Here is a 13,159-nt window from a genome sequence, read left to right as displayed (position 1 = left end):
ATGTAATGGCTGCAGGGTTGCCTACATATGCTCTTCTTCGAGTACCCAGCCGACAGCCCGCTTGTAGTAGGTGAACATCTGTCTTACACCTTCGTGGTCCATCTCCTCGGATTCGAGTTGTTCGGTGAGAAACTCGTACTGCTCGCGAATCTCCTCTTCGTCTCGCATACCTTCATGTACGACCGGACACATCAAAACGTTTCGTTACCGCTGACTGTTCGGACCGCGACGGCCGGATATATGAATCTCCCCCGGTAACTACCGATATGGACATCCGCGGCAACCGGAAGTGTACGGCCTGTGGCGCCCGGTGGTCGTACTACGAAACCGGCGAGATTGTCTGCCCGGAGTGTGGGTCGTTGAAAAGCGTCGGCACCGACGACCGCCAGACGCACACCGCCGGGGCGGCTGACCTCGACCTGACGGACGTTATCGCCGATATCGACACTGCGCCGACCCGAGAGATTGCCGACGCTGCTGCCGATGAAGCCGCGTCCTACATTCGGACTGTGGGCTTCATCGACGCCGGGTCGTTGCGTCCCTTGTCGGAAACCTACGTGGGCGCGTGTGAACTCCGCCGCGTCGGTCGAACGCTCGGTCGACTGCTCACTATCGATACTGACGAGGAACTGTACTTTCTGTCCTTGCTCCGCGGCGTTGCTGACGGTGAACGCCCCCCGTCCGGCGAGGTTCCCGACGCCCTCCGTCCAGAGCGTGGACTGGCCGCCACCGCTGCTGTCGACGCCTATCTCACCGACCTCCGGCGGCAATACGCCGAGCGCGAACCACCGGTCGACCGGGCGCTCTCGTGGGTAACGACCGAAAAGAAACGAATTGAAGCCCTCGATGGCGACGTTGCTCCGACCGACGCCGACCGACTCGTCAGGACTGTCCAGGATGTGAGCGAGTATCTCCGGACCGGCGACGAGTCGGCACTTGCGCGTGCACTCGACGGCGTCGACTCGGGAGTCCGCTGAGTTCGGTGTTGCCCGTCTGTTCGGCCCCAATCGTTAACACGGCCGATACTAATTATCCACTCACAACGTAGTCGGGGGTCAGGAGTGAGTAACCACGGTCGTTCGGTAGTTGTCGGTCCATGGATAGTTGGGTGCCAGAGATGTCAACAGAACAGCCACAAACGGAGGCGTTATACAAAATTTCACTGTCGATCCGCAAGCGCGAGTGCCTCGCTGACACGGCGCGGGAGGCAGTCGCTGCCTACGTCGAGCACCTCGGCTGTTCACTGGGCGTCGTGTTCGAGTACACTGGCTCCGGGCAGGTTCCGTACAACTCCGTCGGAGCAGTTCCCGACACCAGCCACGAGCTGGCGAGCTACGAGGCCGCCCGTGAGCGCCTCGCGCGCTGGCAGGACCAGCCCGACGCCGAGCGCGACTCACTCCCACTGTCAGGAACGGCCGGGTCGGAGCCGTACTGGCTGTTCGACCTGCCGGAATTTGGCGTGATACTGCTGGCCGGTGGCAACCTGACCGACGCGACGGCGTCGGCGCTGACCGACCTCAACCAGAACCTTGCGGCGGCCTGCCGAGCGGCCCGAGAAACCGAACGTCTCCGTGGCGAGCGCGACCGACTTGGCGTCATTTTCGATACGATTCAGGAGCCAATCATCACCGCGAACTACGTTGACGGTGAACCGATTATCCAGCGCGCCAACGACCGCTTTCTCGACGTGTTCGGCTACGACGAACCAACGGTGCTCGGCGCGAACGTCAACGACCTGACCGTGCCCGATGACGAAACGACATGGACGGAAGCGGACGGCATCGACGCCCAGCTCGACAACGGCGAGCCAATCACCCGCGAGATACGGCGCAAGGCTGCCGACGGGATGCGTGATTTCCTTCTGCGAGCAGCCCCGGTTGACCCGGGCGGCGTCGAGGAATACGTCGGCATCTACGTCGACATCACAGAGAACAAAATCAGGCAGCGGCGCTTCGAGTGGCTCTACACTGAGGCCCAGGCCATCCTCGGCAGTACGGACACCGAGATGATCTGTGAACACACCCTCGACGCCGCGCACGAACTCGTCGACTTCGCCCGTGGGGCTGTCTACCTCTACGACCGGGAGACCGAAGGGCTCGTTCCCGCCGTCACCGCCGAACACGACGGCGGCGACCACGCCTGGGTGCCCTACACTGAACAGGGAAGTATCGCCTGGGAGGTCTACCGCAGTGGTCCGCGCTGGTTCGAGGACCTCTCGAACTGTGAGCTGACCGTTCCGTGTGGCGATACGGAGGGCAGTTCGCTGTCCGTTCCGCTGGGCGAACACGGCGTGTTGATGATGGCCACCGAACAGCCAGGGCTGTTCGACGAGACGGACTTCCAGGTGACGAAACTGCTCGGGGTCATCGTCGAGGTTGCGCTCGACCGGGCGCAACGCGAACACGGCCTCGAGGCGGTCCAGTCGATTACGCGGCGCATCCTCGACGCCGAGGACCACGAGGAGGCAGCCCGGGGTGTCCTCGAACGACTCCCCGAGACGCTCGATATGCCGCTGTCTGCGATCTGGCAGTACGACGCAACGACAGACGTTCTCGAGCCAATTGCGACGACTGACGCCGCGCTGGAGCTAATCGACGAAATGCCGGTCTTCGCCGACGGCGATAGCATCGCGTGGCGAGCGTTCAAAGATGGCGAGACGAAACTCGTCGGCGATGTCCTGGCTCACGAAGATGTCTACAACGACGACACGGCGTTCAATTCGGAGATTGTCATGCCGCTGGGCGAGTTCGGCGTTCTCACGACGGCGTCGACGCGCCGTGGGAGTTTCACCGAGGCCGAACGCCGACTGCTCGAAACGCTCGCGGGCAACGTCGAGACGGCAATGCGCCTCGTCAGCCGCCGCCACGAACGCGACCTGCTCGACCAGGTTATCGCGAGAGTATTACGACACAACCTGCGTAACGACCTCAACGTGATTCAGGGCCACGCCAGAGAACTGCCGGACACCCCGGAGGTTGCACCGCACGCACAGGCGATCATCGAGCACTGCAGCGACCTCCAGAAAACCGCCCAGAATGCCCGGCGGATGCGCGAAATTGTCGATTCGAGCGGTGACATGACGGCCATCTCGTTGCCCGAGGCCGTCGACCACGCTCTCCGGCGAGTCACCGACAGCTTCCCAGACACGGATATCACCGTCGACATTGCAGCAACGCCAGCGGTTGTCGCTCACCCTGCGCTGCCGACCGCAATCGAGCAGTTACTGGAAAACAGCGTCGAACACGCTACCGTCCCGCCAGCGGAAGTCTGCGTAACGGTCCGCGTCTACGAGGACGACGGTTGTGCCGTCGTCGAACTCACAGACAACGGCCCTGGCATCCCACAGGACGAACTGGATATCCTCGCCCAGCACGGCGAGTCAGCGCTCGAACACGGCTCCGGTGCTGGCCTCTGGATGGTCGACCGCGTCGTCGAGTACTCGAACGCAACTATCGAGTTCAACACCGACGACGGGACGACCGTTCGACTCCGGTTCGACCCCGCCTAGGGGAGTGCAACGTCGACGCCGGAGTGGCGACTCGCCGCCTTGACAGTGTTGTACAACAGCATCGCTCGCGTCATCGGCCCAACGCCGCCGGGAACTGGCGTGATTGCGCTGGCTTTCTCGCTGGCGCTCTCGAAGTCGACGTCACCGACGAGTTCGTACCCCTTCTCGTTGTCAGCGTCGACGCGGTTGATTCCCACGTCGATGACGACGACGCCCTCTGAAAGCATCGAGCCGTCGATGAACTCCGGGACACCCGTCGCCGCGACGAGGATGTCGGCCTGGCGTGTCTTCTCTGCGAGGTCGTCCGTCCGAGAGTGACAGACTGTCGTCGTTGCGTTGCCGCCGGGCGCTTTCTGGATGAATAGGTTGGCCATTGGCTTGCCGACGATCCGTGACCGGCCAACGACGACGGCGTCTTTCCCTTCGGTGTCGATACCTTCGGCTTCCAGCAGTTTCTGGATGCCGTGGGGTGTGCAGGGCTTGTACCGCGGGTAGCCGGCGACCAGCCGACCGACGTTTGCGGGGTGGAAGCCGTCGACATCTTTCTCGGGGTCGATTCGTTCGAGCACCTCGCGGTAATCGACGTGGTCGGCCACCGGCGACTGGACGAGAATCCCGTCAACATCGTCCTCGTCGTTCAACTCCGCGATGGTCTCGAACAACTCTTCGGCCGGTTCGTCGACGCCGATTTCGATGTCTCGGGCGTTGATACCGAGTTCTTCGCAGTCGTTCTGTTTCATCGAAACGTACGTCTCACTCGCGGGGTCGGGACTCATCAGGACAGTCGCCAGTGTTGGCCGGTGGTCGGCGTCGGCAAGTGTGTCGACGGCCGACTGCAGTTCTGCGCGCAGGTCGGCGGCGACGGCCTCACCGTCAATCAGGTCGCTCATATCGAATACAGCGGTGGCCCCAGTCTTGAACGTCCCGGATTCTTCCGTCCGGGAACTGTGCTTCGAGCCCCATCTCGTGGTGATAGTTACACTTTTATGTAGTTGCGGGGCATAGCGATAAGTTAGCAATACCACTCACCGCTTGTGGCGGGCTGGGGGTTGTCCACGGCATGCATGCATCGACAGAGGCCGCGACAGTCGCATACGTTACAGCGACAGCGTCGCCAGCCGACTTTGAGTTTAACGCGACGACAGTGACGCTTCCGGCCGACACCGACGACATCCACACACAGCTTCCCGCAGAGTTGACCTGTGTGCTCCTCGCCGCCGACATTCCGACTGAACGGCGACTTGGGACACTGCGGGCGATTCAACGCGAGCGCCAGGACCTCCCAGTGATTGTCTTCACCGACGGTGCTGACGAGCACTTTGTCGACCGACTCTTTCAGGCTGGTGCGACAGACGTACTCCTCTCGACGGCTCAGGAGACGCCGCCGTCGCTGCTGCGGCGACGGATCGACGCCGTCAGCGAGGCTGACGCCGCCGAACGACAGCGCCAGTCAGTGCTCGAACGCTACGAGACACTGCTCGACACTGCTGGTGACGCAATCTATCAGGTCGACCTCGACGGCCGTATGGTCGAGGCAAATCAGGCGTCTGCGGAGCTTCTTGGCTACGACCGCGACGACCTGATCGGCACGCATATCTCCGAGTTACTCGACGAGGAATCCCTAGAGAAGGGCCAGGAACTCGGCCGCAAGCAGCTTGCCGGCGACGCCGAGGACGTCACGACCATCACACTCGGGTTCGAGCCCCGTGAAGGGCAGGTCATCCCGTGCCGAGCGCGCATTTCGACGGTTCGAGAGGGTGGCTCTGTCGTTGGCTGGGTCGGCGTTGCGCGGGACGTGCGCGCCCGGCGCGAACGAGAGGCGGAACTCGAACGGACCCGAGAACTGCTCACGAACGCCGAACATCTCGGCGACGTCGGTGTCTGGGAAATCGACCCCGAAGCGGACACGCTGTTCTGGTCCGATGGCGCGCGCCGTATCCGCGGCGCGAGCGAGGAACTCGAACCGACGACAGAGAATGTCCTCGAGTTCTACCACCCCGAGGACCGCGACCGGATCTCTGCACTCGTTCAGGAGTGTCAGGACACCGGCGACTCGTTCAGTACCAAAGCACGGATTATCACCGCCGACGGCGACGAGCGGTGGGTGCACGTGCAGGCTGAAGGTATCGACGCTGGCCGGGACTCCTACAACGTCCGTGGCTACATTCAGGATATCACCGAGCGCGTCGAGCGCGAGCAGGCACTGCAGGCCGAGCGGGACCTGATCGAGCAGATTCTCGAAATCAGTCCCATCGGCATCATGTCCATCGGCACCGACGGCCGGATTGTCCGTGCCAACGAGCAGGCCGCGAACATCTTCGGTGCGCCGGAGACGACCCTCGAGGGCGCACACTTCACCGGCGAGGGCGTCCGGGTGTTCACACCTGACGGCACTGAACTCGAACCGGACGAATATCCGGTTAGACGGATTCTCGACGACGGCGAGACGGTCCACGACGAGCGACTCGTCATCGAACGACCCGACGGCGAGCGCCGGACAATCGAACTCGACGCGGTTCCACTGCGTGAGGACGGTGAGGTCAGGCAGGCAATTTTGACCTTCGACGACGTGAGCGAGGATGTCGAACGCGAGACGCGACTGACCGAGCAACGGAACGAACTCGCCCAACTCGACCACATCAACCGGATCATCCGCGGCGTCGACCAGGCGCTGTTGGGCGCGGAGAGCCGCGAAGAAATTGTCGAGGCAGTCTGTAAACACCTCTGCTCGTCGAACCGATACCGTTTCGCTATCGCCGTCGACCTCGTTGACGGCCGACTCGAACCGGAGGCGTGGGCCGGCCCCGCCGAGACGTATATCGAGTCGGTCACGCCGACCACCAAGGAGACTGTCGAGAGCTGTGTGGCGACCGAAGCCATCCGGACCCAGACTGTCTCTGCCCGCCAGAGCATCGCCGACGACGTTGCCGGACCGGGTCAGTGGCAGCAGGCGGCACTGGACGCCGGCGTCAGGTCGGTTGTCGGAATTCCAATCGTCTACGAGGGCCAGTCCTACGGCGCAATCCTCGTCTACGCGCCGTTCGAGGATTTCGTCACCGAGCGAGAACTCGACGTGCTCGGCGAACTCGGCGAGACAGTCGGTTACGCCATCGCTGCGGTGCGCCGCCGCGAACGCGAGCAAATCCTCACCTCACTGTACGAAACCACACAGGACCTGCTGGCTGCTGAGACTGAACAGCAGGTCGCCGATGTTGTTGTCGACGCCGCCAGCGACGTGCTCGAACCGCCCGGTGTGGGTATCTTCCTGTTCGACGACGACCGCAACGTGCTCGCGCCCACGTCGACGACCGACGAACTGCTCAGGTACTACGGCGATGTGACGGAGTTTGGCCCCAGCCAGCCCGACGCGGTCACGTGGCAGGCCTACGCCTCCGGCGAGACACAGTTCTACCACGACATCCGGGAGTCAGACCACCTCGCGTACCCCGGAACTGACGCCCGGAGCACGCTGTTGATTCCGCTGGGTGAACACGGTGTCTTCGTCGTCTCCTCGCCCAATCGCGGCGTCTTCAGCGAGGCGAAACGCCGGCTCATCGGGCTGCTCGCGACTACCACCGAGGCGGCGCTGGACCGTGTCGCCGGCCGCGCAGATATCCGCGAGCGTGACCGAGAACTCGCCGCCCGTGCCGAGCGCGTCGACCAACTCGAACACGCGCTGGGACTGCTCCGCGGGACGGTCGACTTGCTCGGCGAGGCGAGCACCCGGGCCGAACTCGAACGGCGAACCTGTGAGCGGATTGCTGACGCCGATGGGACCGTTTTCGCGTGGATTGGCCGCCTCCCGCCGGACGAAAACCGTATCGAACCGACGACGTGGGCCGGCGACGCCGACGATTATCTCGACACTGTTTCGCTTGCCTTTGGCGGCGACGAGCCCGCAGTCCGGGCCGCTCAGTCCGGCGAGTTCGTCTCCGTTGCCGACGTAACCGACCGACTGCAGTCCCAGGACTGGGCACGAGCAGGAACCAACCGCGGCGTTCAGTCCGCCGCCGCTGTCCCACTCGTCCACGGCGAGACAACCTACGGCGTGCTTGCAGTCTACGCCAGCGAACCCGAAGCCTTCGAGGAGCCCGTCCGCTCGGTGCTCGACCAGTTGGCCCGAACCCTCGCCTACGGCATCAACGCTGTCGAGATGAATCAGGGAGTGTTGGCCGAGCAACTCACCGAACTGGAGGTGGCTATCGAAACACCCGGTACCTTCCTTAACGCTGTCTCCTCGGTCGCCGGCCAGCCGGTCACCTACCGGGAAATCACGCCGGAGCCGGGCGGCAGCGCGCGTGTACTGTTCGCTCTCGATGACCCGCCGGTCGACGAAATCATGGCCCTCGAAGAGGAGTTCGTTACCGTCGACTCACTGACGCACATCGAACGCGGCGGTGAGCACCTGTTTCGGGCGACGCTGTCCGGCCAGACCGTTGCCGCGACGCTGCTGGACTGCGGGGCTATCCCCCGGAGCGTGGTCGCCGAGGCTGGCGTGACGCGGGCAGTGCTCCGACTCTCCCGAGAAATCGACGTTCGGGTCTTTCTCGAACGCGTCCGCCAGCAGTACCCAGAGACTGAACTCCTCACCCGGACAGATGTCGAGCGCAGTCAGGCCGAAGCGGCGGCGATGGCGACAGCCATCGAGGAGAAACTCACCGACCGCCAGCGCGAGGTACTCGTGACGGCCTACGAGAGTGGCTTCTTCGAGTCGCCCCGGGAGACGACGGGCGAGCAACTGGCCGAACTGCTCGACCTCTCGCAGCCGACAGTCACACACCACCTCCGGGAGGCACAGCGTCGACTCTACGCGGCGATGCTTGACGGTGAGTAAGCCGTTTTCGGCACCCATCTAGATGTTTAGCACCCGTGGAGAGGGGTGCCTTACATCTTAGTAAACATCCCTATACTGATACCCTGTATACAATGAGATGGCGGTGGTGGTGATGGCCGGTCAGTATCCAACCCCCCGGATCACGGCCAAGCCAACCCAGAGGTGCACGCCAGTTCCCGTGTGGCGGGACAACTCATGTGGACATCCCCCCCTTCCCCCCACACATACCTCGCCTGCGGGAGCTGTCCGGTGCAGGCATCATCCCCCCGGTGCCTGTCCGGAGTCGTATCACCTTGTCCCACCGTTTGCGGATCCCCCCCTCTCCCCACCGTTCGATTTTCTACCCCCCTTTCCCCACTTTTCACTGACCCAGAGTAGCACTGCTGTGGTACCCCGTCCAGCTCGCGTTGCTAATCGTGAAACTCCCCCGCAGATTTACCACTCAGCTGCCGGTACCAGTCTTTGACACAACTGTCTATGTCCTCACTCTCCGCACGCACTCGCCTGCGTCAGATTGCTGTTGGGCTGTACCTCTGCTGGCTCGTGGCAGTCGTCCTCTCGATGTTCGGTCGTTTCACCGCGTTTCCGACACTCGAAGCCGTACGACTCGGAATGGTCGTCGGTGCTGGCGTCTTCACTGTCATCGGGGCTGGTCAGATACTCCGCAACCTCGGCGAACGGGCAAAAAAGAGATTTTGATTACTCGTAGAGCGTGAACTCGTCGGTGAGTTCGTCGATACGCTCACTGACCTCGGCTTTGACGTCGTCATCGTCGTGGTTGTCGACGACGCGGTAGATGAGGTCCGCGACTTCGCGGGAGGCTTCCTCGTCGAAGCCTCGCGTGGTGAGTCCGGGGGTGCCTGCACGGATGCCCGAAGGGTTGAACGCCGAGCGCGTCTCGCCCGGGACAGTGTTAGCGTTCAGGACGATGCCAACTTCTTCGAGTGCTTCCTCTGCCTCCTTGCCCGTCGTGTCGGGGTGTGACTCGCGCAGGTCGACGAGAACGAGGTGGTTGTCCGTTCCACCAGAAACCAGCGAGAAGCCGTGTTCTTGCATGCGCTCGCCCAGCGCTTTTGCGTTGTCGACGACCTGCTGGGCGTACTCGTCGAACTCGGGTTCGAGTGCTTCTTTGAAGCCGACGGCCTTGCCGGCGACGTTGTGCATCAGCGGGCCACCCTGTCCGCCGGGGAACACTGCCGGGTCGATGTCGTCGGCGTGTTCTTCGGTCGTCATGATGATGCCGCCGCGACCTGCACGGATGGTCTTGTGCGTGCTGCCGGTGACGAAGTCAGCGACGCCCACGGGCGAGGAGTGGACGCCAGCGGCGACCAGTCCAGTCGTGTGCGCGATGTCGGCGAGGTGGTAGGCGTCGACGCTGTCGGCGACGCGCTGAATCTCCTCGAACTCGATGTCGCGCGGATAGGCGGAGTAGCCCGAAACGATGATGTCTGGCTGGAACTCCTCGGCCGTCTCCTCCAGTCCTTCGTAGTCGATGTAGCCCGTCTCGGCGTCGACCTGATACTGTTCGACGTCGTAGGTCTGGCCGGTGAAATTTGCCGGGTGGCCGTGGCTGAGATGGCCGCCGTGTTCCAGTTCCAGCGAGAGAATCTTGTCACCCGGGTCGAGCACTGCGAGATAGACGCCCATGTTCGCCTGCGTCCCCGAGTGTGGCTGGACGTTGACGTGTTCGGCCCCCCACAGTTCCTTGGCGCGTTCGATTGCCAGTTCCTCGACCGTGTCGGCGTGTTCACAGCCAGCGTAGTACCGCTCGCCAGGATAGCCCTCGGCGTACTTGTTCGTCAACTCAGAACTCTGGGCTTCCATCACTGCTTCGCTGACGTGATTTTCGCTCGCAATCATCGCCAGCGTATCGTTCTGTCGCTCGCGCTCTGCGGTCAGTGCTTCAGCAACGGCCGGGTCCACGTCCCGTACCGTATCGTAGCTCATACGCCTAGTGAGGAATGAATGGGTAATAATCTACCTTTTCGGCGGGGCTGTGGTAGCTGGATACATACGTAGACAGGCCACAAAATATACGCCTCGCAACCCCCGTCGTGAGGAAGAAATCACTCATACTCGGAGTCGTCGCCCTGATCGCTCTCGCTGGCTGTTCCGGCTTGAGCGGCGACCAACCCGGCGTGGACGACGATAGCGACGAAGACAACCCCTCCCCTGACGAAGGCGTCGATACCGACGACGACGGGGAAATCGACCGCGAGTTCGAGACGGAAGTCATCAGCGGCGTCAACAACAACGCCTACTCCTTCGACGTGACGATGGACACCAACTACACCCTCCAGACCGGCGACGTGGTTTTGGTCGAGTATCCCGACGTGGACAACCCGGACGAACCCGGCGAGTACACCGTCGAAACGCGGCTGAACGACCAGCAGATGGCCGACGCGACCGTCTCGATCGAATAACAAAAGTCGGTCCCCAACCGATAGCCGTTACTCCTTCTCTCCCGCACCGACAGCGGCCTCGCCGACTGGTTCCTGGCCTTCGATGACCTCCTGGCCTCCCATGTACGGCTGCAACGGTTCGGGAATATCGACAGTGCCGTCCTCGTTCTGGTAGTACTCGAGCAGCGCGACCATCACGCGGGGCAGCGCCAGTCCCGACGCATTGAGCGTGTGTAGATACTCGGCGGATTCGTGTCGCTCTGGGCGGTATCGCAGACCGATTCGGCGGGCCTGGAACTCCTCGAAGTTCGAGGCGCTGGAGACTTCGAGCCAGCGACCGCCGCGGTCCGGCCCGTGGTCCATATCGTCGGCGGGTGCCCACACCTCGATATCGTAGGTCCGCGCGGAAGCGAAGGTCAGGTCACCGCCACAGAGGAGGACGACGCGGTAGGGCAGTCCCAGCCGTTTCAGGACTTCCTCGGCCTCGACGACAAGTTCGTCCAAGCGGTCGTCGCTGTCCTCGGGTTCGACGAAGTTGACGAGTTCGACCTTGTTGAACTGGTGGACGCGGGCGAGCCCTCGCGTTTCAGTCCCGTGCTCGCCGGCCTCCCGCCGGAAGTTCGGCGTATAGGCCTGGTGCTTAATCGGCAAGTCGTCGGAGAGCATGATTTCGTCGCGGTACATGTTTGTCACGGGGACTTCCGCGGTCGGACAGAGCCACAGGTCGTCGTCGTCGTACTCCTCTTCGTTGCGGTTGCCGATGCGGTAGGCGTCCTCAGAAAATTTGGGGAGTTGGCTCGTCCCGGTCATCGACTCGCTGCTGACCGGAATCGGTGGGAAGACCTCAGAGTAGCCCTGTTCGCGGTGGATGTCCCGCATGAACTGAATCAACGCGTGCTCTAAGCGGGCGGCCTCGCCTTTCAGGAAATAGAAGCCACCACCGGTGACCTTCGCTCCACGGTCGAAATCGAGGATATCCAGTTCTTCGCCGATGTCGTAGTGCGGGGCCATGTCGTCGGGCAACTCTCGCACGTCGTCGAAACCGTGGCGGCGAACTTCCTCGTTGTCGCTCTCGTCTTCGCCCTCGGGGATGTCGTCCTGTGGGACGTTCGGGAGTTCGAGGAGTCGCTGGTCGAGTTCTTCCTTGAGTTCGGCGGCCTCGTCCTCGATATCCTGGAGTTCGTCTTTGAGTTCTTGGGAGCGCTCGATGGCTTCCTGGGCCTCCTCGTCTTTTCCCTCCTGTTTCAGTTCGCCAATCGTGCTGCTGACCTTGTTGCGCTCGTGGCGCAGGTCGTCACCGCGGGATTTCAGCTCCCGCCACTGTTCGTCGATTTCGAGAAGTTCCGTCAGTTGGGTGTCGTCCTCGCCCCGGAGTTTCAGGCCTTCTCGGACCACTTCGGGGTTCTCGCGGACGAACTGCCTGCTCAACATGGTTGTCCGTTCGCCTCGATGTTGCAAAACCGTTGCCGTTCGGACTCAGTCCTGTTCGTCTCGTCTGTCTTCGATTCTTGTCGTGGTGAATCCGGCCTCCCGGAGGGTAATGACGACCGCCGACGACCCCGAACTGTGCAGCGGGACCTCGTGGCTGTCCGCCAGTTCTTGTTCGCCGTCGACCGTGACGGTCAGCGAGAGCGTCCCGAGGTCCCGAACACTGCGCACGCCCCAGATTTCGCCGGGCTTGATCTGCCACGGCCCGTGACACATTCCCGTTCCATCGAGGTCGTACTCGACGGTGACCTCGTGGGTCTCCTCGCGTTCGTTTCTGACTTCGATCTGGTGGTCTGGGTCGGCCCCAATCAGCGGGACGCGCCTGATGTAGCCGAGTTTGACCGCCGCAACCGTCGCGCCGACTGCCGCGGTGACGCCGCCGACCGCGCCCGCGATGAGATACCGTCGGTCCATGGCTGTGCGTACTCCCATCGGTCATATGTGTGTTTGGTCCGCGACCGACCAGTACAATTTTGACTATTGGCCCCCTCCGGTCAGGATATGGATTACGAGGAAGTCGAGGGCGCCCGCGAGTACGTGGCACGACTTGACCACGGCCGAGACTGGCGCGGACAGATCGAGGATTTCGCCGAGGACGAAGGCATCGACGCAGCATTTTTCTACGGACTTGGTGCCGTGCAGGACGCTGAACTACTCTTTTACGACCAGGACGAGCAGGTCTACGACAGCATCGTCTTCGACGAACCATTCGAGGTTGCGCCCGCCGTCGGGAACATCTCCTGGCTCGACGACGAGCGCTTCGCGCACACCCACATGACGCTCTCTCGCGAGGACGGCAGCACTGTTGCTGGCCACCTCGACGCTGCGACGACCTTCGCCGGCGAACTGTACGTTCGAGAGTTCGACACGACACTCGAACGCGAACACGACGCAGAAACTGACCTGGACCTCTGGGGTCTGTAAGGG

At 62.6% G+C, this 13,159-nt stretch carries 11 protein-coding genes; 6 read left to right on the top strand and 5 right to left on the bottom strand.

The features are described 5' to 3' along the window. Positions 1–21: 21 nt before the first annotated feature. The gene (locus tag ACMGFM_RS09515) at positions 22–168 is read right to left on the bottom strand and encodes a DUF8555 family protein (RefSeq protein WP_436902302.1); all 147 of its coding nucleotides are present in this window, start codon (positions 166–168) and stop codon (positions 22–24) included. Positions 169–266: 98 nt separating this feature from the next. Between ACMGFM_RS09515 and ACMGFM_RS09510 the strand changes: the two genes are divergently transcribed. Together ACMGFM_RS09510 and ACMGFM_RS09505 are read left to right on the top strand one after the other, a co-directional pair. Further along, positions 267–977: a TFIIB-type zinc ribbon-containing protein gene (locus tag ACMGFM_RS09510; RefSeq protein ID WP_436902301.1), complete on the top strand. Its 711-nt coding sequence runs from the start codon at positions 267–269 to the stop codon at positions 975–977. 140 nt (positions 978–1,117) lie between these two features. Then, the gene (locus ACMGFM_RS09505; protein WP_436902299.1) at positions 1,118–3,508 is read left to right on the top strand and encodes a GAF domain-containing protein; all 2,391 of its coding nucleotides are present in this window, start codon (positions 1,118–1,120) and stop codon (positions 3,506–3,508) included. On the opposite strand, the gene ACMGFM_RS09500 is transcribed toward ACMGFM_RS09505, so the two are convergent. Beyond that, positions 3,505–4,398: a tetrahydrofolate dehydrogenase/cyclohydrolase catalytic domain-containing protein gene (locus ACMGFM_RS09500; RefSeq protein WP_436902298.1), complete on the bottom strand. Its 894-nt coding sequence runs from the start codon at positions 4,396–4,398 to the stop codon at positions 3,505–3,507. The genes ACMGFM_RS09505 and ACMGFM_RS09500 overlap by 4 nt on opposite strands. 170 nt (positions 4,399–4,568) lie before the next feature. Here ACMGFM_RS09500 and ACMGFM_RS09495 point away from each other — a divergent pair, with 170 nt between their 5' ends. Together ACMGFM_RS09495 and ACMGFM_RS09490 are read left to right on the top strand one after the other, a co-directional pair. Then, positions 4,569–8,342 (top strand): PAS domain S-box protein, encoded by a 3,774-nt coding sequence (locus ACMGFM_RS09495; RefSeq protein WP_436902296.1) that lies wholly within the window; start codon positions 4,569–4,571, stop codon positions 8,340–8,342. Between the two features lie 477 nt (positions 8,343–8,819). Further along, positions 8,820–9,041, top strand: a complete 222-nt coding sequence (locus tag ACMGFM_RS09490; RefSeq protein WP_436902295.1) for a hypothetical protein — start codon at positions 8,820–8,822, stop codon at positions 9,039–9,041. Here ACMGFM_RS09490 and glyA read toward each other — a convergent pair whose 3' ends face one another. After that, positions 9,042–10,289 carry a serine hydroxymethyltransferase gene (glyA, locus tag ACMGFM_RS09485; RefSeq protein ID WP_436902294.1) on the bottom strand — a complete coding sequence of 416 codons (1,248 nt, stop codon included), beginning with the start codon at positions 10,287–10,289 and terminating at the stop codon, positions 9,042–9,044. A gap of 107 nt (positions 10,290–10,396) precedes the next feature. Here glyA and ACMGFM_RS09480 point away from each other — a divergent pair, with 107 nt between their 5' ends. Then, positions 10,397–10,765, top strand: a complete 369-nt coding sequence (locus tag ACMGFM_RS09480) for a hypothetical protein (RefSeq protein WP_436902293.1) — start codon at positions 10,397–10,399, stop codon at positions 10,763–10,765. Positions 10,766–10,792: 27 nt separating this feature from the next. On the opposite strand, the gene serS is transcribed toward ACMGFM_RS09480, so the two are convergent. Further along, positions 10,793–12,175, bottom strand: a complete 1,383-nt coding sequence (gene serS / locus ACMGFM_RS09475; protein ID WP_436902292.1) for a serine--tRNA ligase — start codon at positions 12,173–12,175, stop codon at positions 10,793–10,795. 45 nt (positions 12,176–12,220) lie between these two features. After that, positions 12,221–12,646, bottom strand: a complete 426-nt coding sequence (locus ACMGFM_RS09470; RefSeq protein WP_436902291.1) for a hypothetical protein — start codon at positions 12,644–12,646, stop codon at positions 12,221–12,223. A gap of 87 nt (positions 12,647–12,733) precedes the next feature. On the opposite strand from ACMGFM_RS09470, the gene ACMGFM_RS09465 reads away from it, so the two are divergent. Beyond that, a complete protein-coding gene (locus ACMGFM_RS09465) occupies positions 12,734–13,156 on the top strand; it encodes a PPC domain-containing DNA-binding protein (protein WP_436902290.1) in 423 nt (140 codons plus the stop codon). Positions 13,157–13,159: the final 3 nt, after the last annotated feature.

The sequence above is a fragment of the Halovenus halobia genome (genome assembly GCF_051414135.1).
In the GTDB taxonomy this organism is placed as follows: domain Archaea; phylum Halobacteriota; class Halobacteria; order Halobacteriales; family Haloarculaceae; genus Halovenus; species Halovenus halobia.
The sequence above is the reverse complement of the archived record's forward strand: the minus strand, read 5'-3'. Positions and strand labels throughout refer to the sequence as shown.

Bases quoted from the DNA above. Each gene is read 5' to 3' on its own strand.
- ACMGFM_RS09515 (WP_436902302.1), bottom strand. From the start codon at position 168: ATGCGAGACGAAGAGGAGATTCGCGAGCAGTACGAGTTTCTCACCGAA.
- ACMGFM_RS09510 (WP_436902301.1), top strand. From the start codon at position 267: ATGGACATCCGCGGCAACCGGAAGTGTACGGCCTGTGGCGCCCGGTGG.
- ACMGFM_RS09505 (WP_436902299.1), top strand. From the start codon at position 1,118: ATGTCAACAGAACAGCCACAAACGGAGGCGTTATACAAAATTTCACTG.
- ACMGFM_RS09500 (WP_436902298.1), bottom strand. From the start codon at position 4,398: ATGAGCGACCTGATTGACGGTGAGGCCGTCGCCGCCGACCTGCGCGCA.
- ACMGFM_RS09495 (WP_436902296.1), top strand. From the start codon at position 4,569: ATGCATGCATCGACAGAGGCCGCGACAGTCGCATACGTTACAGCGACA.
- ACMGFM_RS09490 (WP_436902295.1), top strand. From the start codon at position 8,820: ATGTCCTCACTCTCCGCACGCACTCGCCTGCGTCAGATTGCTGTTGGG.
- glyA (WP_436902294.1), bottom strand. From the start codon at position 10,289: ATGAGCTACGATACGGTACGGGACGTGGACCCGGCCGTTGCTGAAGCA.
- serS (WP_436902292.1), bottom strand. From the start codon at position 12,175: ATGTTGAGCAGGCAGTTCGTCCGCGAGAACCCCGAAGTGGTCCGAGAA.
- ACMGFM_RS09470 (WP_436902291.1), bottom strand. From the start codon at position 12,646: ATGGACCGACGGTATCTCATCGCGGGCGCGGTCGGCGGCGTCACCGCG.
- ACMGFM_RS09465 (WP_436902290.1), top strand. From the start codon at position 12,734: ATGGATTACGAGGAAGTCGAGGGCGCCCGCGAGTACGTGGCACGACTT.